Annotated in this window: 14 protein-coding genes and 2 pseudogenes; 3 read left to right on the plus strand and 13 right to left on the minus strand. The window is 58.5% G+C overall.

Annotated elements, in window-relative coordinates; all coding sequences use genetic code 11:
• Nucleotides 1-87: 87 nt before the first annotated feature.
• The 3 genes and pseudogenes from tnpC to tnpA all read right to left on the minus strand — a co-directional run.
• Nucleotides 88-1191: pseudogene (gene tnpC / locus B9A15_RS21540) on the minus strand (IS66 family transposase); the annotation flags it as partial.
• Nucleotides 1192-1251: 60 nt separating this feature from the next.
• Nucleotides 1252-1606 (minus strand): annotated as a pseudogene (tnpB, locus tag B9A15_RS21545) (IS66 family insertion sequence element accessory protein TnpB).
• Nucleotides 1603-2046 carry an IS66-like element accessory protein TnpA gene (gene tnpA / locus B9A15_RS21550; RefSeq protein WP_084412947.1) on the minus strand — a complete coding sequence of 148 codons (444 nt, stop codon included), beginning with the start codon at nt 2044-2046 and terminating at the stop codon, nt 1603-1605. The pseudogene tnpB and the gene tnpA overlap by 4 nt, the downstream one beginning before the upstream one ends.
• 333 nt (nt 2047-2379) lie before the next feature.
• On the opposite strand from tnpA, the gene B9A15_RS21555 reads away from it, so the two are divergent.
• The gene (locus B9A15_RS21555; RefSeq protein ID WP_084412949.1) at nt 2380-2592 is read left to right on the plus strand and encodes a hypothetical protein; all 213 of its coding nucleotides are present in this window, start codon (nt 2380-2382) and stop codon (nt 2590-2592) included.
• Nucleotides 2593-2732: 140 nt separating this feature from the next.
• On the opposite strand, the gene B9A15_RS21560 is transcribed toward B9A15_RS21555, so the two are convergent.
• The 10 genes from B9A15_RS21560 to B9A15_RS21605 all read right to left on the minus strand — a co-directional run bounded on the left by B9A15_RS21560 (nt 2733) and on the right by B9A15_RS21605 (nt 24650).
• Nucleotides 2733-7538 carry a tandem-95 repeat protein gene (locus B9A15_RS21560; RefSeq protein ID WP_084412951.1) on the minus strand — a complete coding sequence of 1602 codons (4806 nt, stop codon included), beginning with the start codon at nt 7536-7538 and terminating at the stop codon, nt 2733-2735.
• 343 nt (nt 7539-7881) lie between these two features.
• Nucleotides 7882-8934: a tetratricopeptide repeat protein gene (locus B9A15_RS21565; RefSeq protein ID WP_170923399.1), complete on the minus strand. Its 1053-nt coding sequence runs from the start codon at nt 8932-8934 to the stop codon at nt 7882-7884.
• A 235-nt stretch (nt 8935-9169) separates the two neighbouring features.
• On the minus strand, nt 9170-12022 hold the full coding sequence (locus B9A15_RS21570; protein WP_170923400.1) for a tetratricopeptide repeat protein: 2853 nt from the start codon (nt 12020-12022) through the stop codon (nt 9170-9172).
• A 106-nt stretch (nt 12023-12128) separates the two neighbouring features.
• Nucleotides 12129-14870 (minus strand): tetratricopeptide repeat protein, encoded by a 2742-nt coding sequence (locus B9A15_RS21575; RefSeq protein WP_139798547.1) that lies wholly within the window; start codon nt 14868-14870, stop codon nt 12129-12131.
• A complete protein-coding gene (locus B9A15_RS21580) occupies nt 14867-15769 on the minus strand; it encodes an alginate lyase family protein (protein ID WP_170923401.1) in 903 nt (300 codons plus the stop codon). The genes B9A15_RS21575 and B9A15_RS21580 overlap by 4 nt, the downstream gene beginning before the upstream one ends.
• A gap of 199 nt (nt 15770-15968) precedes the next feature.
• Complete coding sequence (locus B9A15_RS21585) at nt 15969-19619, minus strand: NosD domain-containing protein (protein WP_084412961.1); 3651 nt, start codon at nt 19617-19619, stop codon at nt 15969-15971.
• Nucleotides 19620-19795: 176 nt separating this feature from the next.
• On the minus strand, nt 19796-20935 hold the full coding sequence (locus B9A15_RS21590; RefSeq protein ID WP_084412963.1) for a PilZ domain-containing protein: 1140 nt from the start codon (nt 20933-20935) through the stop codon (nt 19796-19798).
• Between the two features lie 35 nt (nt 20936-20970).
• A complete protein-coding gene (locus B9A15_RS21595) occupies nt 20971-22467 on the minus strand; it encodes a glycosyltransferase (RefSeq protein ID WP_084412966.1) in 1497 nt (498 codons plus the stop codon).
• Nucleotides 22451-23761, minus strand: coding sequence for a UDP-glucose dehydrogenase family protein (locus B9A15_RS21600; protein ID WP_084412968.1), 1311 nt, complete (start codon nt 23759-23761; stop codon nt 22451-22453). The genes B9A15_RS21595 and B9A15_RS21600 overlap by 17 nt, the downstream gene beginning before the upstream one ends.
• Nucleotides 23762-23951: 190 nt before the next feature.
• On the minus strand, nt 23952-24650 hold the full coding sequence (locus B9A15_RS21605) for a Crp/Fnr family transcriptional regulator (RefSeq protein WP_084412970.1): 699 nt from the start codon (nt 24648-24650) through the stop codon (nt 23952-23954).
• Between the two features lie 531 nt (nt 24651-25181).
• On the opposite strand from B9A15_RS21605, the gene B9A15_RS21610 reads away from it, so the two are divergent.
• Nucleotides 25182-26315, plus strand: a complete 1134-nt coding sequence (locus B9A15_RS21610) for an AGE family epimerase/isomerase (RefSeq protein WP_280173819.1) — start codon at nt 25182-25184, stop codon at nt 26313-26315.
• 120 nt (nt 26316-26435) lie between these two features.
• Nucleotides 26436-26530: sugar phosphate nucleotidyltransferase (locus tag B9A15_RS21615; RefSeq protein ID WP_139798514.1), on the plus strand; the 95-nt coding region annotated here is incomplete at its 3' end.

A 26530-nucleotide genomic window follows, 5' to 3' on the forward strand; every position in this document is an offset into this window, starting at 1 on the left:
CTGCTCTTCGGAGAAACGGCTGCGCTTCATGTTCTGGTCCTTATTGATCGGCCAGAACGAACTTCAACCTGGATCAAGCCACAGGGGCAACGTCATCTCGACCTGATAGAGCGCGGCGATGCGCTTCAGCGCCTCCGTCGCGATCGGCGTAGGTCCATTGGCGGCGAGTTCGTAGAACCGCCGACGGAGATGGGCCCAACAGAAGGCGAGACGCACCTGTCCCTTCTCGGCCAGAGCCTTATAGCCGCCATAGCCATCGACTTGCAGGATGCCGTTAAAGCCCTGCAAATGATCGGCGGGGCGCATCGCCTTTCGGTCCGGCGCATAGATGTAGGCGACCGCCGGTGGATCATCGCCGCCGAAGGGACGATCGTCGCGAGCATAGGCGAAGAGCTGGCCGGTCTTGGTCCGGCCGCACCCGGGATCGAGAACAGGCGCAGCGTCCTGCGGAGCCGTGGGTCTCCTTCGGACTGTCGGCGAAGAGCTTGGCGGACGCCTTCAGATGGCTGAGCAACCGCTCATGGACGGGCCGGAGCAGGAAGGCCGCTCGCCCCACCCAGTCGGCCAGCGTCGATCGGTCGAGGCGGACGCCTTGGCGTGCGTAGATCTGCGCCTGACGATAAAGTGGCAGGTGATCGGCGTATTTGGAGAGCAGGACCTGTGCCACCGTCGCTTCGGTCGGAATGCCGCCTTCGATCAGACGGTTCGGGGTCGGCGCCTGGACGACGACGCCCTCGCAGGCCCGGCAACCGTAGCGCGGCCGCCTTGTCACAAGAACACGGAACTGGGCGGGCACGATGTCGAGCCGCTCGGCGACATCCTCGCCGATAACGTGGAGCCCATGCTGGCAGCAGGGACAATTCTTGTCCTCGATGTCGACGACGGTCTCGATCCGCGGCAGATGGGCCGGTAGGGAGCCGCGGTTCGCCCGGCGCTTTGCCGCTCGTTTGGTCTTTCGTTCTGGATCGACGCTTTCAGCCTCGGCCTCTTCGACGGCAACGCCTTGTTCGACGTGTTCGAGACCGAGAAGAAGCTGGTCCTCGGGCAGCGTCTCGGCCCGACGCCCGAAGCGATGACGCTGTAATTCCTTGATGATCTGCTGAAGCCGTTCGAACCGCACGCGCTCGGCGATCAGCATCGCTTGTCAAGCGTGCCGGGATCGTCGAGAAGGGCTTCGAGAGCAGTGGCCATGAACCGAAGGGAATCATAATCTCGCGCCTTCGGCGAGAGATTTATCGGCCTCGATGCCCATCAGCTCACAGCTTCGGGCACCCGCGTCGTTCGGGCCTCGTGAACTCGGCGCCAGTCCAATCCTTTGAGAAGTGCAGAGAGTTGTGCGGCCGTCAGCCGAATAACGCCGTCCGTGATTGCCGGCCATTTGAATGCGCCGTCCTCGAGCCGCTTGGCGACCAACACCAATCCAGTCCCATCCCAGAAGATCAGCTTGATCCGGTCAGCGTTTGGCGCGGAAGACGTAGACCGTCCCGCCGAAGGGATCGGCCGCCATCGTCTCGCGCACCAGCGCAGCGAGACCCTCGGCCCCTTTGCGGAAGTCGACCGGCTTCGTCGCGACCATCACGCGGACGGTACCGCTCAGCCCGATCACGCGCCGCCCTTCAACGCGTCGATCACCGCCGCGATCGTCCTGGCGTCCGCACCCTTGGCGATCCTCACCGAGACCCCATCGATCTCCAATTCTATGGCCGGAATTGCCTTGCCGAACGAGCGTGACCGTTTCCGCTTCGTGCGCGGCTTCTTCTCGATGATGGAAGGCTCGACGATCGCCGGCACGAATGCCGGTTCGGTCGGGGTCGCGTCGGACTTCGCAAGACCCATTTCCCGCAACTTCCGCCGCCAGGTGAAGAGCTGCGCATGGCTCAGCCCGTGACGCTGGGCGACGGCGCAAGCGCTCTCCAGGCCGGAATAGCTCTCGGCGACGATCGCCGCCTTCTCTTCATCGCTCCAGTCACGCCGCTGACCTGCCCCCGTGAAGACATCGATCCGCCGAACCGGCTTCGTGCCAGCATCAGCACATGACATCGACATAGCTCCAAGCCTCTCCCTTCGTTCGAAAGGCCCGGAAACTCGCCGGCTACGCCGCGATCAGCAAGGTAGGATAGCGATGACGCTTACGCATCATCCTCGAGCTGACGAGGGTGCAAGCCTATCGTCTCGTCGGCTTTGGAAGAGAGATACGAAAAGTCCGTCTCTTCATCGCCAATATTGATTGATAACGCCTTCCAAACTCTACGGAAGTCGGCATTGGGCAAGCCTCATATGGAATACTCGATTGTCGCACGCCGGAAACCGTCGGTTGCTCTCAGCATTGACAACACAGAGAGCTTTTGACGAGGAGACCATGCGGTAGGAGATTTGAACATGCTGAACGAATATGGATTGCCGATCGAAAGTCGCAATTCGCAGGAACGCAAGCTCTGCATGGCGCGCGAGTCCTATGAGCGCAATTGCGCCAAGCGCAGTGTTCGTCCGGACTGGGACGGTCTTCCCAGCGACGAACGCCACATGTGGCTGATGACGATCGAAGCACTGATGTCCTACTCACTGGACGGGGATCTCGAGAACGTTGCCTGACGCGTCAGACAATCGACGTTTTCTTTGCGTATGTGTATGAGTGCTTCGCTATCGGAGATCGCGGCAGACGGTTGGTAGAAAAGCTGGACCCGACCTGCACTCGATCAGTCTTTGATCGGAGGGGTGAAACGGTCCTTCGGTCAGACGAACAGGATGTAGCTTTCGACTCGGAAATCCGATGCCGACAATGACAGTCCAGTGTCGAGTTGGGCGAACTGGATCGCCATCTGTCCTCCGGCACCATCCGCATCGAAGAATAGCGATCCCGAACCGGAATCGTATAGGATGCGGTCCTGCACGTCGGCCGCCGATCCGCCGACATGAAACTGGCTGGCCGCCAAAGCTCCTTCCGACAAACCTGCGAACTGCGATATGTCGAGGAGGATCGAGTCGATTCCCGTTTGGAAAGACTGCACGCGATCGACATTGCCTGCACCCAGTGCCGTGTCGAAGACAACAGTGTCGGCCCCTGAGCCGAGCTTGAGGAGATCGTTTCCAAAGCCACCATTCAAGACGTCGCCGCCCCCATTGGCGACAAGCATGTTATTGGCCTCATTCCCGATAAGCACATTGGAATACCCATTTCCCTTGATCGTGATCTGAGACGTCCCGAAACCGACTACGATCTCGACATTGCTGTTGGAGTTCAGCGTCACGCTCGATGTCGTGTAGATGCTGTCGGTGCCTTCGCCCGTATTCTCGACGACGACATCGCTGGAACTATCGACGTAGTAGATATCGTCTCCGGCCCCACCGGTCATCGTGTCGCCGCCGGTTCCGCCATCAATGATGTCGTCGCCCGGCGTGCCGACCAAAACGTCTGCGCCGCTCGTTCCGATGATGGTCTGCCCCGTCTCGCCGGGCCCAATCTGCGTATCTTCGATCACCGTGATACGATAGGCCTGCGGATCGCTGGTCAGGTTCGTGGAATCGATGACGTAATAAGAAAAATCCACATCGCCAACGAAGTCCTGAGCGGGCGTGAAGTGGAATTGACCGTCAGCGCCGAGTGAAAGCCCAGCCACTGGCGATGCCAGCCCATACGTCAATGCAGTGTCACCATCCGGATCCGATCCCGCTGGAATACGGCCAGAAATCGTCGTGTTTGCCTCCCCGCTCGTTGCGTTGCCGAGAATGGCTGCAAAGGGTGCGTCCGGTTCAGGCTGCAGATTGATTTCGAACGATGTACTCTCGCTGTAGAGTCCGGTTGAATCGACCACTTGATAGCGAAAAACGACTTGGCCATTGTAGTCCGACTGCGGCGTGTAGGTGAAGCTCCCATTGGGATTGAGAACCAGCCCATCCAGCTGGCTGACAGCGACATAGCTCAGATTGACGTCCCCGTCCGGGTCGGTTGCGGGCGGCAACTGGCCTGAAAGGATCCGATCCTCCATTCCCATGGCGGTATTGCCCGAACTGGCCGCCGAGGGTGCGCCTGATTGCTGGCCCGCACTGGGTGTCGATGTCTCGAACGTATAATCGGACGTCGAGACGGAAGATACATTCGAGATACTGAATAACGCTTCACTCGATCCGTCAACCACCTTGTAATTGGAACGGCCAAGCGCAACGAGCGTCGCTTCGGCCGAAAATCCGACGAAGATGATGCGATCCGCCGTACCGCTGCCGTTACCGGCGAAGTCCCGAAGCACATCGCCTTCGATCTCGCCCTTGCGTAAGATGAAAATGTCGTCGCCTTCTCCGCCGAACAATCGGTCCGCACCGCCGCGCCCGTCGATAATGTCCGGTCCACCATTGCCGTAAATCGAATTGTTCGCGTTGTTTCCCGTGAGGATATTGGAGAACCCGTTTCCCCGCAAAGTGACCTCCGACGAGCCGGTCGCGATGATTTCTTCCACCTCGCTAGCGGAATTCAACGCAAAACTCGACGTGGCAAAAACCTGATCAAAGCCCTCGCCGAGCTGCTCCAGCACTTCGTCGCCCGAGCTGTCGACATAATAGACATCGTTCCCGGCCAAACCCGACATGGTATCGCGCGACGCCTTGCCGTCGATAACATCGTTGCCAGGCGTACCGATCAGCGTGTCTCGACTAGAGGTACCGTCTATGAAATTGACGGCGGGGGTCGAAGGCGAAATGTATATGCTGAAAGTCTGTGCGTCGCTCTGCGCGCCGAAACTGTCGACCACACGGTAATCAAAGGTGAACGATCCCGAATAGCCGGGCTCCGGCGTGTAAAGAAAACGCCCATTGGTATCGAACTGGAGGCCTGTTTTCGGCGCGACGAGTTCGTATGTCAGTGTTTGATCATTGTCGACGTCCGTTCCCGTCGGAACCTGGCCTTCCAGAGCGACATCTTGTGTCCCGATTGCGGAGTTGCCGGTCAAACTGGCGGTCGGGGCATCGTTGACCGGCTGGACAGTGATCACGAATGTCTGCGGAGCGCTCCGGGCGCCCAAACTATCAACGACGACGTAATCGAAATCGAAATTGCCGAAAGCGTTCGGCGCGGGATTGAAGACGAAAGCACCGCTGGCTTCAAGGGTAAGTCTCGCCATCGGGCTCACGAGCGCGTAGGTCAGGCTCGTATCAATATCCGGGTCATTTCCGACAGGAAGCTGCCCATTGATCGTATTATCTTCCTGGCCCGAGACGGAATTGCCGGTCTGGGCCGCAACCGGGTCAGAATTCGGCCCATCTGGCTCCTCCAGGCCGGCATCCTCACCAAAGGAATAATCCTCCGAGGTCAGTGTAGCGATGCCGGCAGGATTCTTGATACGGAAGCTTTCTGTGTAGTCGCCATCAAAAACTTTCAAATAACCATTGCCCAACTGGACAAGCTGCGCTTGATCGGAAAACCCAACAAAGAGCAACCGATCTCCGCCATTGGCGCCTGCGCCTTCGTAATCCTCGACAACGTCGCCTTCGAATTCGTCCTTTCGCAAAATGAAGACGTCTTCTCCGCCATCACCATAGAGACTATCGAGGCCCAAACCGCCCTCGATTCGATCGTCCCCCGAGCCGCCATGGAGCTTGTTGTCGCCGGCATTGCCGACGATCCTGTTCGAGCCGCTGTTTCCTATCCCGTCACGGTTGTCGGCGCCCAGTAACACGAGATTTTCCAGATTGGCGCCAAGGCTGTAACTCAAGACGCTGTAGACCGTGTCCGTGCCGCCGCCCACCTCTTCGATCAAGACGTCCCCGGTATGATCGACATAGTAACTGTCGTCACCGCCGAGACCGGTCATCACGTCAGCACCCGATTGGCCATCCAACCGATTGGCGCCTGAATTCCCGACGAGTTCATTGTCCTCGGTATTGCCGGTCGCGTCGAGATCTGCCGTTCCGGTCAGTTTCAGGTTCTCGACTTGGTCGGCAAGCGTATAACTGACTGAACTGTAGACGGTATCGATGCCACCTGCGCCTGCGTGGTCTTTCTCGATGATCCTGTCGCCAACATTGTCGACATAATAAATGTCGTTTCCATCCCCGCCATTGAGGATATCGGTCCCCTCAAAACCGTCGAGAATGTCTTGTCCATCTAGGCCCTCCAGCTCGTTCGCCAGAGAGTTTCCGACAATGAAGTTGTCCATCCCGTTGCCCGTCCCACGAATGGCCGCTCCGACCAGCATGAGATCCTCGACATTTGCGGGCAGAGTGAAATTCAGCGAGGAGATGACAACGTCGTGTCCCGCATTCGCGTCCTCGTAAACGACGTCCTGCGAATGATTGATCACATAGAGGTCGGATCCGCCAAGGCCGCGAAAAACGTCGCCGCTCGTCGTTCCGGGCAGGAAATCATTGCCCTCCGTCGCGCTGTAGGGCGGGATCGAATAGTCGCCGGACGAGGAGCCGGAGACGTCGTTGTCGGCAACGCGGGTACCGGATGGATTGCTGGCGGAGGTGTTGCTGCTCTCCTCTCGAATTCCGTAGCGGCTCACGATCGGCCCGTCGGAGTAGATCGTGTTGTTCGTTATATATGTATCCGTGGAATAATACGTTCGCTCGGGAGACACGACCGTGTCGACACGCAACCGAATGTTTATCTCGTCGTAAGCCCCGCTGCTTTCTTGTGAGTTATTGTAGATCTCGTTGCCGTCGATAACCGTGTTGCTCGCCCCTTCGATGCGTATACCCTGACGGAGATTTTCGTAAATCTTGACGCCCGAAATGTTCACGCTGTCCGACAGCTTGATCAACATACCTTCGCGCGCATTCCCGTAGTATTCACCGCCAATAATGTCGAGGTCACTCGGCCAGTCGATATTGTCTTCCCCATCGGGGAATATATCGCCACGCTGGACGACGAGGCCCGTCGATCCATTGTCGTATGAATAATTATCTTTGATCAGCAGATCCGTGCTGCTGGTGGTTATGTTGAACCCGTGACGGTCATTATTGAACGAGATGTTGTTCTCAAAAACTCCACCGACGATGAAGTCGGCAACGATCCCGTCTGTGCCATTGCCTGAGGCGATGCAATTACTGACCACAAGATCATATGTGATTTCATGCGGATCGATGCCGTAAGCGGTGCAGTCACGCACCTCGACATGATCAAGGACAATATCCTTATGAACTCGACCGTCGTCGTTCTCCTTAACGCCGGTGATGAAACCGGTCTGATGCCCCGTATTGTTGGCGCGATTGCCATCGATCGTGAAGTCCCGCATGACGACGTTTTCCGCACTCTCATTCACGGGCGTGCGCAGAATGCCGTTGATCCGTTCGTCGAAATTATCGACTAGCTTCAGAACCGTTTCCCCAATGCCAGCACCGAGGAGGGTGACGTTGGAGCGAACCTCAACGGCTCCGGCCGATGGATTGTTTGGGTCGGCGCTGATCCAGAACAGACCCTTAGGAATGACCACGGTGCCGCCGCCGGCGGCATAGGCTGCGTCGATGGCGGCCTGAATCGAGGCGCTGTCGTCGGTCGCATCGTTGGCTGTTGCCCCATAGTCGGTAACATTGAAAGTGCCGGCCATGACATCATCCCATACTGACGAGCGCTGTGGTCTCGAACAACCTTGCTCATGATTGCTTCTTAACAGAACTCAAATATTCGATGATTGATCTGCATTGATAAAAGCATAAATGTTACCGCGGCTTGGTCTATTTTTCTTCTATCGTCGACAAAATTACGCAAAGTCATGGAAGGCCAATCGAGCCGATAACATGCGTGCCACGATAACATGCGTGCCATTCGGTTTGGGTCGGGACTGCGCGTTCGATCGGACCGGCATTGGGCGTTTCAGGGATGCGCGGCAATTTCGAACGTGCTGTCGCATTTAATCCCGTGACTGCCTCATGACGGCAGACCCGGACCAATCACTGCACGCGAGAGCCGGTCTCGATCATCGCCTGGGCTTCGGCCTCAGGCATCGCTCCCAGGCGCCCGACAACGCCTTTGGCGAGTGGATATCCCTTGGCGGCCGCTAGTGAGAGATAGGCGCGCGCAAGGGCGGGATCCGGCTCGGCCTGGGGCTGGTTCAAAAGGAGCATGGCGAGTTTGAACTGCGCTTCGGGATCACCGCCACGGGCCGCCTGCTCGAGATAGGTTTCGCCCCGCTTGCGGATGTCCTCGTCACCCTGGGAAGCGAAGATAAGGGCTTCACCCAGGCTCACTCGGGCAATGTTTGACCCCTCGGCCGCCTTGTCCTCCAAGAAGCGCAGGATTGGGTTAGCCTCGTCGGCATCGCGAATATTGCTATTCACGAGAAGCGACATCAGCGCGGGAATGCCTCGCGGCTCGCCCTTCTCTGCCGCGAGAAAGAACCATCTCGCAGCTCTCGCCCGGTCCTGTGGGTTCAATGTGAGAAGGAGACGTTCGCCAAGGGCGATCGCAGCCTTGGTGTTTCCGGCGGAGGCGACAGCTTCCAGCCACTCGCGGATCTGGGGTGCGGAATTGGGGTCCATAGAGGCTAATCGTTCGTACAGCCGACTTGCGGAGACGGTCGCGGACGTCTCAAGCCGGGCCGCTCGACGAGCCCATCGCAAGGCGACATCCGGCTCTTCGCGCCCTGGTTGCAGCAACGCTTCACCAATCTTGATCATTTCCTTGGCACGAGCCTCGGGCGTGATCTGTCGCAATATTGCGAGGGCCTTGGCTTCGTCCCTGCGAATGCCCCACCCCAATGCGAAGGTGATGGCGGCGTGCTTGCTGGCCGAGCGGTTTCCGGTGCGAGCCGCGCGGGCATACCAGCTCGGTGCGGAGCGGATATCCTTCGCACCGCCGATGCCATATTGCAGCATCATGCCGTAGGCTGTCGCGGATGCGCTGGAACCTAAGAGGGCCTCGCGCCTGAGAAGGGGACGAAGTGCGGCCGCCTCCGAGAAATGGCGGGGTCCCAATCCGACAATGGCCTTGGCGATCTCCCGCACCGCAAGCCTGTTCCCACTGAGCGCGCGGTTCCGCCAGCGTCTGAAAGCCCGCGCCGGACTTTCTTCAGCTGCCAAGGCTTGACTGAACCCTAGCCCCACAAGGCCGAACGGGACAGGCGCCTGCGGTGAACACAGGATGACGAGCGAAAGGACGAGGCCTGGCAACCTTCGGCGCACCCAGGACTTCTTGCTCGTTAAACCACCGAGAGGCATAGACCTTGCTCGGATTTCGACCTCATTGAATGAAACCATTTTCCCGAGCCTTTTCGTGCCAAAGACTTGCAGCCTGCCGATCCGCCTCCACGCCAAAGCCGAGATCCAAAGCGAGTGCGTATTGGAACATCGCCTCCGGATCCCCTTGCTCGGCCGCGAGGCGCGTCCAGCGGGTGCTTTCTTCCGCCGAGATCGACCCGGCAAGACCTGACGCATAAAGACGGCTGAGCGCCTTCATCGCATCGACATTGCCATCCTCTGCGGAGCGACGAATGAAACCGATCCCTTCCTCCAGCCGTTTGGGCTCGCTAGCGGCGAGAACCGAACCGAAGGCGAGCATGGCATCGGACCGACCGCTTGCGGCAATGTCCTGTAGCGCTCTGAGCGCCTTGCGACGCTCATCCGGTGTCCTCGCGACATAGCCGGAGTAGGAGACGAGCTCGCGAACAGCCTTCTCTTCACCCGCCATTCCGGCAGCCTGAAGCCATCCCACCGCTTCGTCGAAGCGCCGGTCGACACCTTTTCCGCCCGTCAGCAATGAGGCCAGTTCGATAGCCGCCCGCATATGTCCCCGCCCAGCGGCCTCGTGGAAGAGCGAGATTGCGCGATCCAGATCGGCGGTTCCCAGCTCACCTGACGCGAATGCTTTTCCAAGCCTATAGAGCGAACTCAGACGCTCTGCGGCTAGGCGCTCTGCTTGACGCAGATAGGTCTCGCCGACTGCGGAGTCGCCGCCTTTGCCGCGCTCGAAATAGAGAGTGCCAATGCGAGCAAGAGCCATCGGATCACAGACCACGCGGTTTGAAACCGAAGCCAGAACGCTGTCGCGCGTCTCGTCCGATTTGGCAAACGTCACCAAGGCTTCCTCCTGCCCATGTTGAGCTGCCTTGAGAAGCCAATCCGCTTCACCAGTCTTATCGCCTTCGCGGCCTTTCTGCTTGGCGACGATCACCATCGCATCGGGGTTGCCATGTTCGGCGGCACGGCTAACGAAGTCGAACAGATCTTTCGTCAGAGGCCTGTCTGCTGCATCGGAAGACTGGAATTGGGTCGCCATTTCGACCGCGACCCCGTCATCGCCGCTCTCGGCAAGAGCCGTCAGAAGCGACGAAGCGTCCGCGTCGGTCCCGATGAGTTCGCCGCGATGATACGCTTTCGCAAGCGCAAGCCGTCCGTCGACCACACCTTCACCCAGCAAACCAGCCAAGCGAACCAGTTGATCGACCCGCTCATCCGGTTTTCCGCGACCCTTCTCGGACAGAACTGTCGCCAATTCCACCATTGCGAGCCGATCGCCCATCATCGTCGCTTGGTCCAACCAGCGGCGGGCGGAGGGCTCATCACCAGCTTCGAGCGCAAGACGTGCAAGGCGTCGCATACTAATAAGGTTCCCAGCCTCAGCGGCGACCTGTTCGGCCGCGAGCGCCTCTGCCTCCGTCGCAGCACCCGGGACGCAACGCATGATTTCGGCCAGTTCGCCAAGGGCCGAGGAGTCACCTGCTGCGCCGGCGGCGGAAAAATTGTATTTTGCTGCCTCAATGTCGGTGCCCCGGCGCAGCATGTAGCGACCAACTTCCAGCTGTGCTTCGGGCGTGTCGATCTGAGCGATCCGTTCGAAGAGCGCATCGGCTTTCGCCTCATCGGCCGGAACACCGCGGCCTTCCAGATAGGCATAGGCTTGGTCGACAAGGACGGTGACCGACGCGGCCGACAATGTCGCAGCTTCATCAAGCGTCGCGACCATCTTCTCAAAGTTTGCCTGACCCGTGAAATCGCCCCGGTAAAACCGAGCCGTCAACAGATAAGCCGACAGGTCCCGGCTCGTCCGCCCGACGTCCAGATAATCAAGAGCGTCGTCGATGTCGCGACCAGCTTGCAGCTGCAGCCTTGCGGTAGCCGTATAAGCGTCGATGGAGCCGTGAGCGGCGGCTGACTGCAGCAGCTCCAAGGCTTTCGTTTCGTTCTTTGGCAGCCCTCGGCCTTCCTGATACTGACGAGCCAGTCTCATCTCAGCCGATGGATTTCCCATATTCGCGGAGGTTTCGTACCAGGCCGCAGCGGTCTTTTGATCGGCAGGCGACGGACTGGCCGCGAAAAAGTCGCCGATATCGACGAGAAGCCCGCAGTCGCCTCTGACAATGGCGGGTTGGGCGCTGATCATCGCCAGCGCGCGGAAATGCTCTTGGGCGCCTGGAAACGGCTGCGCGACGCCTGGTGTCGCGTAATATTCGGCCAGCTCCAATGCGGCTCGGGGATCGCCTAAGCCAGCCGCGAGATTGAGGTAGTGGGGAGCCGCCAGAGGATCAGTGGATTGGAACACGCCCGTCCGGTAGAGGCGCCCGAGCGAAAGGCTCGCTCCCATGTTCTGCGATGCCAAGGCCTCTTTGAGCAAGGCCTCCGCCCGTTCGGGATCCGTCTTCCCAGCTTCGGGATCGATGAGAAGCAAGGCAAGCTGCCGCTTTGCTTCAGGTGTCGCCACGCTGAGCCTGGAAGCGATATGCTCGAGCATTCGGCGCACGAGCGGCTTGTTGCGCGCCACCACCAACCCGCCCTCGGCATAGATGCGAGCGTCGGCGAGCATCTGACCAGGCTCGGCCACTGTCTCCCCGCCGTCCCAGACCGTCCAGTCACGGGATACTTCGGTCGCCTCAGGGGTGGGGCAGAGCGTTGCATAATCGAGTTGCGGCGGTTCGCTGAGAAGCCCGCGCTCGCTGGATGCAGCCGACGCCTCGCCGGTCGAAGGAGGTGGCCCTTCCGACTGCTCGGCCCGCGCCCTGTGATTGGTTGAGTAGGTGGCGCCGACGACGAGCATCGCGCTCATGGCCGTCGAGAGCAGTCGAAATTTGAGCCCGACCTCTTTCGTCTTTCCAATCATCTTAGAGCCCTCCCGAGACTTAATCTTTGAGACGTCGTTTCGACCTGTCATAGATGACGAGCGCGTAGCCGGACGGCCTGAAGGTCGCATTCTGATCCAGCGTTGCTTATTCACTTTCGTGACCCTCCACCGCGACGGCGGGATCGGATTTCGGATCTGTGGTCAGCTCCTTGAGGGTTCGGCCGGCAAGCAAGTTGCCGAGGTCGGCTGAGCGCCGGAACCAGCGGATCGCCTCTTCGCGATCCTTCGCCACGCCTTCGCCTTTGAGATAGCTCAGCCCGAGCTGGTAGGCAGCGCTCGGATGATCGCGCTCGGCTGCAACCCTCAACCAATGTGCGCTTTCGGCGTCGTCGACCTCGCCGAGCGCCCCGAGCGCGTAAAGGCGCGAAAGGTCGTAGCTGGCGGCTGTATTGCCATGTTCGACGGCTTTCCGTAGCCAAAAAACACCGAGTTCTGGTTGGACATTGATCCCGACGCCGTTGAGGAAGATATGGCCCATTGCAGCCATTGCCTCCTTGTCGCCTCCTTCGGCCGCGCGGAAGACGTAGCCGACGGCACGATCCGGGCTGATCGCCGGGCCGAAACCGTTCAGATGCGCCAGGCCTAGCTTGCGCGTGGCAGCCAATGAGCCTTTGTCGGCCTGTTGCTGCAGCAGACGGATTGCCCGCTCGGGATCGCGGCGCTCTTCGGAAAACATCAGCCAATCGGCCTCAAGCATAGTCGCCTTCGGATCATCCCCTTCAGTAGCGAGCACGTTCGCGATCAGTTCGGCAGCTTTGGCAGTATCGGCGCGTACGCCCCGGCCTCGAAGATAAGCGTCGGAAAGAAGCAGTTCGGCGTCCGTGAACCGGGGACTGGCGGCAAGAACCGATTGAAGCATCGACACCGCCTCCCCGCTTCGGTCCCGAAACTGGCTCTCGGTCAGAAGGGTCGATGCGATTTCGAGTTTTGCATCCAGATTGCCCATTTGGGCGCTTTGCTCGAGCATGGCCACGCCACGCTTGAAGTCGGCCTCGGTGCGTCCGCTTTCGGTTAGGACACGGCCGTAGACGAGAAGCGCATCCGGATCGGAATCGCCGCCGACCAGCGTATCCAAAATGAGTTCGGCCTCGCTTTGCAGCTTACTGTCTGGCGATGAGGCCAGAAGCTTGGCTATAGCGACCTTGTCACGGGGAAGCACGACCTCGCCTTCAGCCGCAGCCAGCGTCGTCTGGTCGACGGAGCCCGTTCGCAACTCGATCTCCAAGAGCCGGATGCTGCCGCGCGGGTCTCCAGCCTGCTTCTGCGACTGATAGAAGGCGCGTGCGTCCGCATGGTCCGCCGGGTCGGCGCTTCTCGAAAGTAGGGCTGCCAGTTCCCAGCCAGCACTTTCCACCTTCTGCTCCATGGCGCGTTCGAACCATCGTTTCGCGAAGAGAACGCTGGGCGAAAGAACCTTTCCCTCGGCATACATTCGCGCAATACGAAGCATGGCCTGGCCGACCTGCGCGTCGGCGGAACTGAAGAGGAGATCGATGGCCTCCGACTGCGGCACTTCCTTCTGGCCGATCCGACCGTCGAGGGCGAGGCTTGCCAAGGTATATGTCGCCGAGGCCGTGCCCTTCGCGGCCGCGCGGCGCAGACTGTCGATCAGAGCCTTGGCGGCGTCGACTGGAAGGACCTGTCCGGTGGTTCGCAACCAGATGTCATAGGAGATCCCAGCTTCGAGGCTTCCAGCAACGGTCGCGGAATGGAGCATGGGCAGAAGAACACGTCCGATACGCTTCTGATCGCTTTGGCTCCATCGGCGCTCCGCTAGATCAGCAAGTGCCTCGGGGTCGTTCGCGATGGGCGCCAGGACTTTCCCAATCTTCTCCAGCACCTGCGGCGCCGGACCGTCGTCGGACAAGGCCAACCGGAGATCGAGCGCGGCTAGGTGAGACGCAGCGCCACGGAGCCTCACTTCAGTCGCCCGCTCCAACCAGCGGCGTCCGACCTCTATCGACGTGCCCATGGGGCCGGAATTGGCCGCGTCCAAGCCGAGCATGAGCGCCGCTTTCGCTTCGCCAGCCCAGGCCGCGCTCGTAAGGAGCTGCGAAGCTCGCAGCGGATCAAACTCACCGGCGGACGCCGTGAGAAGCATTGAGCCCAGCTCGGTCATTGCCGACGGATCTCCCGTCGCCACCGCGGCCTCGTACCATTTTCTCGCTTCCACGAGATCACGGGGCACGAAGCCTCCGGATTCATGGATGCGCCCGAGCCCTACCATTGCGCCGGCATCCCCGGCGGATGCACTCAGCGTCAGGCGTTGCAGAACGTCCGCAACGAAGGTTGCGCCGAGACCGGAACTTCGGGCCAATTCGATTGCCGCTGGCACATTTCCGAGCAATGCTGCGGTCTGAAGCATTTGAACCGATGTTTCGCCCAAGAGCAGACCTCGCTCGGCAATTCCGGCGAGCACGTAGGCTGCATCACCGTTGCCCGCAAAGACCGCTGCCCGCAGAGGCATGACGAGCGGCTTTAGTTCGTCATCATCAGTCCGAGTCAGCTGCAGCTTGCCGAGCCTGACTACCGTGGATGGGGAACGATCTCCAGCTCGGATCAGTGCCTTATAGATGGCGATTGCCGTGTCCCGATTCCGCATGCGGAGCGGGTTGTCGGGTCCGGCGACAACGCCGTCGACGAACATTTCCGCAAGTCGGCGGCGATCGGCCTCCGTCCGGCTGTCGCGCAACTGGTCGAGAAGTACCCGCTCGGCTTCGTAGCGCTGTGCGGTTTCGGCGCCTTTTTCTGCCTCTCTGCCCTGCGCGAGAGCCGAGCAGGGCAGAACCACGAGAATGGCGGCTATGGTGGCGCGGAGAAGGGTCATGGACGCCCCCAGAAGCAAGTGGCGTTGCCGCCGGCGAATTCATCGATGAGAGGCCGCTCGGTGGCGATCTCCCGTATGAACAGGCCGTCCAGCCGATGGAAGGCCATTTCTGCTCCCCGAAGGCGCGCGGCCTCCGCCCAGGCCATGTAGTGGCGTCCATGACCCCGCCGATCGAGAAAGGACGTATCCAGCTCGAGATAGTTCTTCTCCGGGCCGGGAATGTGGTTTTCGGCACTGTAGACGGCCACGAGAAGCGGTGACGTCAAGCCGTTCAGGAGAGACCCGACGAGCGTCGCGAAGCTGCCACCCTGGTCATTCCGCTCGTGATAGAGGTCATCTCCTCTGCCTCTCGCAACTTCAGCGATGACGGCCAAGCTCGATAGGGTCTGCCTTTGGTACCAAAGCGCACGGGCACCGCGTCGCGCCTCCAGCGGCAGGGTTCCGTCCGGCCGCATCTCCGAAAGAACTCGGTCGAAGCGCTCCACACCCTTTGCGATGAGGGTTTCATCACCGATGATCGAGCCCCAGACGGAGAGAACGCTATCGGCAAGGATGCGGTGATTGTTTCGGTCGACCTCTTTGTCGAATACGGCGTCAATCCGTCGCACGAGACGATCGAGCCAGTCCTTCAGTCGCGTGCTGTCCTCCGCGTTCAGATCGGGGGCAATGATCTGATAGGCGACGATGGTCGGGAGCAGGAGGCGCTTGAGCGCATAGTATGGATCGTATTCTTCCTCGGTCTCCCTGAAAGCATCGGCGCGAGCCCATTTGTCGAGCAACTGAAAGAGGGATTGCCCGGCTTCCTCCTCGCCGGCGAGCGCATGCCCCGCCATGACCATGATCGCCCAGGAAAAATCCTCCGCCGATGTATCGGACCCGTATTCATCGGTCGATTTCAACCGAGATATCGGTTCAAGACGCGACCATCGACCTTCGATCGCTTCGGCCAAGCAAGCCGCGCGTATCTCGGCGTATTCCGCCCTCTGTAGCTCGACCTTGCGTGCCGGAACGTCGAAAAGACCGGCAAAGGGTTCATCAGCCACGGCAAAGCCGCTCTTCACGAACGCCGCCGCGACAATGAGGAAAAGAACCCAACGTCTAGCCATCGGAACCTCCAACGCTCGCGGCACGCCGCTCTATTGTGGTCGGATCGGTGCAGACCGGCTGGTTCGCGACTAAGTCGAGGCGCGGGATTGCATCGAAGTCCGGCATCGAAAGGGTACCGAGTTTGCACGCATCGATCGTATCGGGGGGTTGGCACGTCCGGCTGACCGAAACGGCTGTCTTCTCGCCGATCTGCAGCAGGTAGGGAGCGAGTCGGCGGAGGTCTCCATTAAACACCCGGTTGCGTTGATTGCTGAACCGATTGCGCTCCAGAACGATTTGGGACGCCCCGTCGACGGAAATTCCACTACCATTGGCAACGAATAGGTTGTTGACGAGCGAGGTGGTCGAAATCGGCTTGAACGGATCCAGGACGAAGTTGCGCGACCGTCCCTCCGGCGATGTGCTAAGATCTGAAATGTAGATGTCCGTGCCCGCCTCGTGATTGTCGACCATGAGATTGTCGTAGAGGCTGACATGGACGCTGTTTCGCACCTTCACCCCGGCCCGCTTGTTGTCGGCCAGATTGTTCGCCGCAGCAAAGTTGCATCCACTTTCATAGAACGTCAGACCATCGCCACCATTGCTGACCGCCGTGTTCGCGTAGATTAGGTTATTACGACTCATGCGATCGAGCATGAGTCCTGAACCCTCATTGTCGACGGAGATGTTTCCGACGATATAACTATCATCGACTTCGCGCGAGACGATGATTCCATGCTTTTTCCGCGCCCCGTAAGACGTGTTCAATGCAATTATCAGACCATGAGACCGATCGTGGGGATCAATACCATAGACGATATTATCGCGATACTCGTTTCCAATGAGTTGAACGCCGACCGCTTCGTAGCTGTAGTACCCGTATCGCAAATTTTCGAAGCTGTTGTCGGCGATAACGCCGGTCGGACTGTGGCTCCCTATCGTATAAAGGGACTGGACTGCCGCGCCGCTGGATTGCGTCAAACCGTACGCTTTGCCGGAATCATAGCCCAGCATCGCGAGCCGGCTCCCGGCGATCTGCAAGTCGCTGCCGCCCCAGGCCGTGATAAATGGGCGAAAGTCGGCTTTGGTCTTCTCGGTGGCATAGGCGGGCTGATTGGTGGCCTCGTCGAAGCCGATCAGTTCAGTATCCTGAACCCTTAAGGTTCCAGCAACGGCAATAAAGCTACCTGAGATAGCGCTCAGACGGTATTCACGAAACTCCTGGCCCGACATGAGCAATGTAGCGCCTGGCAGAATGATGATGGGCGCGCGCACTGTGAGCGTATCGCCTTCGACCTTCAGGAACTCGAGCTCCCGGATGCGTGGCACCTCGCGCATCAATTGCCCAAGTGTGACGACGCCTTTCTCGATCGCGAGATAGTGGGGCCAAGCCAGTTTCTGGGAAAGCTGAACATTCTCAATGGCAGGCGTGCCGCGGCTGGTGAGCTTGAAGGCTTCCAGACCAAATGGGCTGAAGCCCACAATTCCCAATGCTCCAACCCCGCCGACAGGGCCGGGAATCGTTGCCCGCTGGGCGGCCGCGGTGACGGCGAAAACATCGGGAATGCTAAATCCGCCCAGGGTCAGGGATTGCGGTGTCGGCGCTTGGACGACGTGATCTCCGGCGACGAAATTAGAAGACCGGCCTGCCGTCGCGGCCGGCACCGGCATAAACAGGCCTGCCCTCGGATTCCTCAGCCAGCCAGTGCGATCGAGATTGCTCGCGAGACGTTCCGCCACGCGACGAAGGACGGCGACGCGCGCCCGATAATGTAGATCCTGGACACGCTCGATCATGGAACCGAGTTCCGCATCCGCGACGAACTCGCCGTAGGAGATCGCGGCCTTCACGTCTTCTGCTATGGAAGCGTCGACGATTTGAGAAAGACGTTCGGTTGCCCCCTTCAGATCGCCGCGCTCCACGAGAAGATCGGCAATCGCGGCTTGAGTTCGATCGCGCATCGCCGCGTTCTGGATCGCGCTCAAAGCCTTGCCGGATCGGTCGGCCTCGCCGAGACGGGCAAAAGCGGTCGCGATTTCGCCGAGTTCTTCTTCCGCAGGCTGCTTCGGATCAGCCTTGGCCGCGGTTTCGAACGCCCTGTCGAGGATCGCCACGGCGCGGGCGCGATCGGTGCGCACAAGGACGTCGGCCAGCGAGAGGAGCACGCGACTCTTCGCCGATGGAGCGGAAATCTCGGCCAGACGAGCATAGGCTGCTTCGAGATCGTCGAGCTTGATATAGCCTTGCGCAATCGACTCGCGGACCCGATCGCGGTCGGCGTCGTTGGTCAGCGATTGCAGCATCGTCTCCGCAGCGGCCAGTTCGCCGGCCTTGGCTAAAGCTCGCGCAATCCCGCTTCGCGCATAGGAAAGGTCGTCCTTCCTCGTTACCTCGGGCAGCCAGCTCTCCGCGCGGTCTATCAATCCCTCATCGCCGAGCCGTTTGATAAGGCGGGAATAGGCAAAGGACCGATGCTTTCCTTCCGGCAACGAGGACGCCATTTCTTCGGCTTTATCGAATGCATCGAGGGCGGCGATCTCTCCGACGAGTTTGGCAACCTCGTGCGGCTCTTCGGCGTGAGGAAGCTTGATGGATGCCAGGATATCGACAGCCGTTTCCCGGTAGCCTGCGGCCGCCAGACCGTCAGCAATGTCAATCTGGGCGTTAACGCGCGCATTCACGCCGATCATGAGACGTGCGATCGGAAGTCCACGCAGCGGGTGGCCACGATCGATGTGCCCTTGGATCACTCGTGTGAGCGCGACGTCCTGCTCCTTGTTGCCGTCCAGAGACTTTGCGGTTTGAACCGCGACCGCCTCGTTAAACTCGCCGATTGTCCGGTCCATGATCGCCTGCAGAGCGTTTTCGCGTTCAGCACGACCTCGACTCATCGCTTGCGCGAAAAGCAGAGCTTCCGGAAAGTCGTTCTCTGCCAGTCTGGCTTTGCTGGCTTTACCGAGAGCATCGTCTTCGCTTGAATAGCCGAGGGCGGCGAGCTGCGCCTTCGCGAACAGGCGATAGGTCTCGGTGCGGGTCTTTTCCTGCGTCATTGCATCGGTCGCAAGCTCGATCGCGCCCCGGCGGTCAGGGAAATCTATCAAAGACAGGCTCGCTCCGCGCAATGCGCCATTGCGCGTCTCTTCTCGTTCGATCAGCAGAGCATCGGCGATCGAACGCTCGACCAGACGCTCTGCCTCGTTAACCTCGGCCAGAGCCGCATGAGCGCGTGCAAGCGATGCCCAGCCAGCAACCCGATAGCTCGGATCGCCGATCTCGAGGAGAATTGCTTTGGCTTCAATGTCAGCCGACGTGTCTGACGGGCCGTCAACGATTTCATGTGAGAGAACGCCGATCAGTTGAAGGCGCAATTGATCGGCGGTAATCGCTTGGTTCCTCAGATCTTCGAGAATAAATCTCACCCGCCGGGAAAATGTCTCGCTGCTCTCGAGCGACACGATCACTTCCATCGCATCGATAGCCTCGCGCAGCAGACGTGCCTTTCCGCCAAGCCCATTTTCGGTGTCGAGCGCAATCACTCGCTCGTTGATCATCGAGGATGCAGCGTCGATCTCATCGCCGACATCAGCCCACGCAGAACCCGCCATTCCCAGTAACAGGAAGCAAACCTGGCCAAATTTGGAATATTGGATAGCAAAACGCATGGTGTGGCTCGCTTTAGAGAGTTTCGCCAGGTCAAGGACGGGCGACGGGGCATCTCGCTTGCGCTCAAGTGCTGGAACGCCAAAGGCAGCAGCGTTCCATCGGATTCCGAGAGGAGGTGGAACGCATCTCCGTCGAAGCGTATGGTCCGATAGCTCGTGACGGCTTGACCGGCAGCCTAACGAACGCCGCCCTCCACTTTGGGTTCTTGCTCAACGTCGAGAGTGCCTGCGACCGCCGTAAAGGGCTCGGCCATTGAGGCCATGAATTGGCCGATTCGGCTGTCCTCGAAGAGATCGAACGTGACCTTCACCGGCTGTCCCATCATGTTCGCGGACAGATGGCGTTCGGGGTCGAGAACAACCGTCGACTCCGCTCTCGGCAAATCGCTTCGGCCGTCTTCGCGACCGGGCAGCCAAAGAATTTGCGCTTTCTCCACACGTGTCCCGTCCGCATATTCGATGCGTGCGTTCTCGACGCCGTAGAGGCTGATCAATTGTTCGGCGGGCACGAGGGCCGAAACGACGATGGGTGCATTGGTCCGCATCAGCTTGATGACCGTATCGCCGGTCTTGACGAAATCGCCGCCAGCAAAAACCTGCTCCACTTGCCAGCAGTCGCAGGGAGACTGAACCGTAATCGGATCGCCGACAGCCGGCGTTACCGTCATCAACGGCTCGCCGAGCCGCACTTCGCGTGCATCGTTGAGATACCCGATGCGCCCAACGGATGGCGAGGCAAGATTGACGACTTTGGCGGAGACATTGGCCGCCTCAGCACGCACCATATAGAGCCGATCGTAGATATTGGCCCAAAGATACACCGTCAACGCACCGAAGATCGCGAGAACCCCGCAAGCTGCGCCAAATCGGCGGCCATAGGTTGCCACGCGATGCCATGCGCCCGAGGGCGGCGGGGGCACAGATCGGCTCCGACCTGAGCCGGCGCGGCGGGACACGTCGATAACATCACCGACGCAGACAATCTCACCAGACAGTATTGCGTCGCTAAGGTAGCGAAGGATGCTGGCCTGTTGCTCATCGAGCTCGACGAAACTGAAGCCTGCCCGTTGCGTCTCTGCATCGACATACCGGACCTGGGCCTTGAGCTTAACGTTCAGGTCGTAACTGAGAAAGGGGATTACTAAATTCGCTTGAACGATTTCGCCCGGAAAGAGGGCGCCGCCCCTTGCTATGGCGAACCCGCCCATCGACCAATCGAGGACCTTGTACGCAACGCCATTGACGATCGCATCGATTGGCAGGCGATAGCGGGGATATTGGCGCTGTACTTCAGCTTCATGCTTGATCGAGGCCATGACGCGACTCCGGGTGTTCGAATGAAATCCAGATTTCAGATCGGGAGATCGGTTATTCCGATCATCCACGAACAGACTGTCACCAACAGCAGAAGGCTGGCGGCGTGATAGAACGTCGACTCGGAATTCAGGAAGCGAAGGGTGAGCGATGGACCGCTGCCCGCGAGCGTGGTCTTCTGGCGCGTCCATTTCTGACGGTTCAGCCGGAAGAAGACGAAGGTCTTGATGATGGCTCCGAAGACCTGATTGAAATAGAGAAGGAAGGGATAGGCGATCGAGACGCGTGGTCGAGCCGACAGAAGAAGCAAGGTCAGCGCATAGCGCGATACGAGGATCCAGACGGCATAGACGAGAATTGTGAAAGGCGAGACGAACAATGTTGCCAAAATGGCGCTGACGAGCCCGACCAGACAGGTCCACATCGACAGGCGCTGATCGAGGATCGCCCACCAGACGAATAGGCCGATCCGCCGAGGTTTAAGGGCAAGCGCCCGCCCGTTGGTTCGAAGCATATTTCCGTACCAGCGGATCATCAAAGCTGCTGCCGAGCCGAGGAAACTGTCCGACGGCGGATCCTCAACCGTGACGACTTTGACGTCCGGAAGATACAGCATCTGATAGCCCGACTTGAGAAGCCAGAACCAACTCGACTTGTCGTCGCCGGTTAGAAACTTGAACCGACCGAAACGGGGATGATCCACGAAGTCGATCTCAACTTGCGCGATAAAGCTCGGGTCGGAGATGATCGAGGCGCGAAACATCGACATGCGCCCTGTCAGCGTCAGAACACGCCGCGACCACCCCATGGACGACATCAGAATATGACGCTGGGCGAAGCGCAGCGAATACCATTGCTTGAAGACATCCGACCCGCGAACCCGCGCGACCTCGTCCGTCGTCAATGCCCCAACCTTCGGATCCGAAAAAAATGGAGCGCATCGGTCGATGAGATCTGGGGGCACGATGCTGTCGCCGTCGATCACGGCAACAAGCGCGTTGGGCGGAGGAAGAAGCCGGGAGATGGCCCGAAATCCGAATGCCAGGGCATCCCGCTTTCCCGTTCCGTCGATCCGGACGAAGACTAGCTTCACCTCATCGGACGGACCGACCATCAGGCCGAAGAGCCGCTTGATCAGCCGCTGATCGGCCATCTCGACAATCGAGGCGACGATCGTCGTTGGACGGCCCGCTTCGATCGCGGCTCGAATGGCCGCGCGATAGACCTCGACCGTCACATCCGTCGGGATCCGGAAACTCGTTACAAGAAGATAGGCCGGAACCTTCTCGACCTCGCGTCCGTTCGCAGCACGCCTTAGCCTGGGATAGAGCAGGGCACGATAGATAACGCTTCGGATGAAGTGGAGAGCACCCCAGCCATAGCGCCAGACGCCGATCACTCCAATCGCCAGGCCTGTACGGCTGTCGATGATCGCATAGGCCTCATTTGGGAGCGAACACGCGACAGCCGCAATCAGGAGCACCAAAGCGAGGTGCGCGGCGGGCGTTTCGGACAACTTACCAGCAGATTCCATGATAATTGCCTTGGCTTCGCTGATCGCTGTTCATTCGAACCAGATCAATAATCGGAACATCCGAGGCGATGCGTCGGATCGATCCGTTCATCTCGGCGCGATTGCCGACAACGATGACATCGGAATTGTCGATGACGTTCTCGATACTGTCGTTCAGAAGGTCAGCGAGGTGAGGCAGGCGGGAGCGAACAAAACTCTCATTCGCGCCCGTTAATCGATCCATCCGTACATTCGGATCATAGATCTTCAGCTGATACCCTCGACCGTAAAGCCGCTCGGCCAATTCGACCAAAGGACTTTCGCGCAAATCGTCCGTATCTGGCTTGAAGCTGAGACCGACGAAGCCGATCCGCCGATGCCCATGATGCGCGATCATGTTGTAAGCACGGTGAATCTGGATTTCGTTTGCCGATAAAGTGGCCTCGAGCAACGGAACGGGAAGGCCCTGCCGCCGCGACATGCTGATCAATGCCCTCAAATCTTTCGGAAGGCAGGAGCCGCCGAAGGCAAATCCCGGCTTCATATAAGCTCTGGAAATATTCAGTCTTGTATCCGAACAAAGGATCTCAAATGCAATATGACTATCAATGCCGGCATTGCTCAGGATGTTTCCAACTTCATTTGCGAAGCTAATCTTTATTGCATGCCATGCGTTGTTCGTGTATTTTATACCTTCCGCCGTCCGAATGTCGACCTTGAATTTCGGTCGCTCGATATGCGCGTGTATCTCCTCCAGACGCCTGAGAGTCTCGGTATCGACCACTCCGAACACGATGACGCCTGGATCGTAATAATCGTCAATCGCGGTGCTCTCGCGCAAAAACTCTGGGAGATAGGCGATGCCAAAACCCTGACCAGCCTTCAGGCCGGATGCCGCCTCAAGTGCTGGAATTACCACTGTTTCGGTGGTGCCTGGGAGGCAGGTCGAGCGCACAACTACCGAGTGATAGCTCTCCTTGTGCCGAATGACCTCTCCGATCTCGCGCGCCACGCGTTCGAGATACTGAGTGTTTAGGCCTCCATCGGCAAGTGACGGCGTTCCGACACAAATCAGCGAAATATCCGTCGTATCGACTGCAGATTTGACGTCTGAAGTTGCTGACAATCTGCCAGAACTAACCCCACTCTTGATCAAATCATCGAGACCCGGCTCGATGATCGGTGAAATGCCTTCAAGGAGCGGTTTTATTTTGTTGGGGTCCGGATCGACCGCAACTACATGGTTTCTGTCTTTGGACAAGCAGGCTGCGGATACGGCGCCGACGTAACCTGCTCCAAATATACTGATTCTCATGGCGTTCGGTCCTCTCTACCATTCGATAATGGTATCTTAACCAGCCGAATCGCCTTGTTCGTTAACGTCAATTAAGCATCGAACGATTTATGCCTGAGAAGCAGTAGCGATGAAACTTAAGTAAAATTTGAATTAAATTTCATTAATTATATAATAATATCGCCGTCGCTAAGATGGAAGTTCGAGCCCCTCAATGGCCCGTCTGCTCTCGTGCAAGATTTTCGAGAAAGGTGGGGCGCGTGACGAACAACCGGCCACGCCGTGTGAAGAGCACCTCCATCCGGCAGAAGTCCTTGATGACGCGATTGAAATGGATATGCGTCATGCCTACGGCATCAGCAAGGAGTGCTTGTGTGATCGGGATCATGATCGGCAACACGTCGACATTTGTGACCCGAAGCCGCGACACAAGCTCCCACAGTAATATAGCGATGCGCACACGGGCATCACACCGACCGAGACTGACGATGCGGTCACGCATGACCGCCGTTTGCTCGTCCGCCATCTGCCAGAGGGCCTGATTGACCTGCGGAATCTTTTTCAGAAGAGCCAGCATCGATTCATGGGAGATCTGATCGACCTGCAGAGGCGTGACTGCCGCGATCGCATGATCCACCGGAATGGCATTGAAAAGGTTTGGGTTGCACGCATCGCCAGGCATAAGGAACATAAAAATCTGACGTCCGCCATCCGGCAGAATGCGGTACCTCATTGCAATGCCACTATTAATGACGAAGAGTTTTCGTCCCTTGTAACCAAGCGGAACAACTTCGCCGCCCTTCTGCACTATAGTAATATTTGATGACAATTCGTCGATTGCCGACTGCTCGGCAAAACCACTTCCTAACGATGAGCGAAGATTATCCAAGAACGGCGAGCGATACATCATCCTACGCTACTCCAGAAATGAGCTGATCGACGCAGCCGGAAAGCCGATTGAAGCGCCTTCTATGCTTTCTACTGTACTAAGTTTACGCGAATATCGATCCCAGTTCGAGCGATATATCCGAAGACAAGCACCAAATCATATCGAGGTAGTTGCAGAACGCGACATTCACGCAAAGAAAGCTAACACGCTGTATTAGAAGCGCTTAAGGTCATAGGATCCCGTTCGGTAAGGTTTCGACGGCATCATTCACCATCGTGTGAGGCCGCACAAGAGGTGCCGCAGCGATATTTTCTGTTCTAATGATATTCGAGGTACTTTACCTTAATCCAAAGCAATGTTCAGATGCGCCATCTAGTGATTGAATGAGCTGAATTTCCGGGCCTTTCAGGTGGGTGAGGAAAAATGCTCCCATCATCATCACAAATCGGTGAATTCGGCACAGGCGTCAGTTTAGCGCAAGCTGTTGACCCAGCGATCGAATTAGCGAAGGCTCGGAGGATTGTTCGCAGAACGTCCTTTACCTTGCGTCAGATGCTTTTCGATCAAATCTTGCCTCTTTGGTCGACTCTAGGCGCAGACCATCGCGGGGGCGGTTATACCGAGGCCCTCTCGCCATATGGAACACGTGTCGTGAGACCGCGACAGGCGTGGGTTACAGCACGACAGGTCTATGCTTTCTGTGACGCTGCGCGACTTGGCTGGAACAAGACTGCAGCCGCAGCATGTGTCAGGCATGGCTATCAGTTTCTGCAATCGCATACGTCTGCCGATGGATTTCTGCGTCATTCGTTCAATGAGGACGGCTATCCAAGCGAAGATCATATCGATTTGTACGATCAGGCCTTTCTTCTGTTAGCCTATGCACGCGCCTATGAGCTATTGGAAGATCCGGACATAGAACGGCGCGCTCAGCGGCTCTACGACTCCATCGCGTCACGCTTCAGTCACCCATCCCACGGATTTTTCGAGCAATCGTATCCGCATCGATATTCTGATCTTCAGATGCACATGCTGGATGCGGCGCTCGCATGGATCCAAGTCTCGCCCGCACCCGTTTGGCACGATTTAGCAGACCTACTTGTATCACTCTTCCGCGAACGCCTGCTTATAGAACCCTTGCACTGCGTACCGGCCGAGTTTCATTCAGACTGGTCGGTCGTTCAACATGACGGAAAGATCCGGATCATTCCCGAACACAATTTCGAATGGGCATGGTTGATCCTGCAATGGGCGCATTTGACGAACCGATCCGCGGGCGATGAGCCCGAGCGGATCATTCAGAACATCGAGCAACTCGGATACGATCCATCCCGCCGCGTCGCTGTCAACGAGATCTGGTCAGACGGAACAGTAAGCGACAGAACCGCCCGACTGACAGCGCAGGCGGCGCGACTGCGTGCATGGCTCGCCATTGCGGAGCGAAATTTTGGCCGAGTAGGTTGGGAAGCGGAGCAACTTGCCATTGATGCGGCAGCGTCCTTGCGTAAATTCTTCAAGGACCGTCCCGGTGGAATGTGGGCCGAGAACATGTGCGACGACGGCCAATTGGAGGACGGCGACGTGCTCGCGAGTTCCCTACAGCAGATCATTCGAAGCATGCGACTTTTCATCTGCTATGCCCATGACAATGAGAAGGCCTTTCTGCTCCAGTCCGATCGCTCATAAGAAGACATACCTCCTCTATGCATCCCAACCCGGAATTCGTTGCAAATTGTTCGCTCAGTCAGCGAGACCAGGCGGTTCCACTGCTTTCTTGGTCTGAAGGGTACAAAAGGATTTTAAGCCATGTCGCCTTCGCCCATCGTTCCGATCATCATGGCCGGCGGATCCGGCACGCGGCTCTGGCCGGTGTCGCGCGACACGATGCCGAAGCAGTTCGT

Source organism: Fulvimarina manganoxydans, from assembly GCF_900176465.1.
Taxonomy (GTDB): Bacteria; Pseudomonadota; Alphaproteobacteria; order Rhizobiales; family Rhizobiaceae; genus Fulvimarina; species Fulvimarina manganoxydans.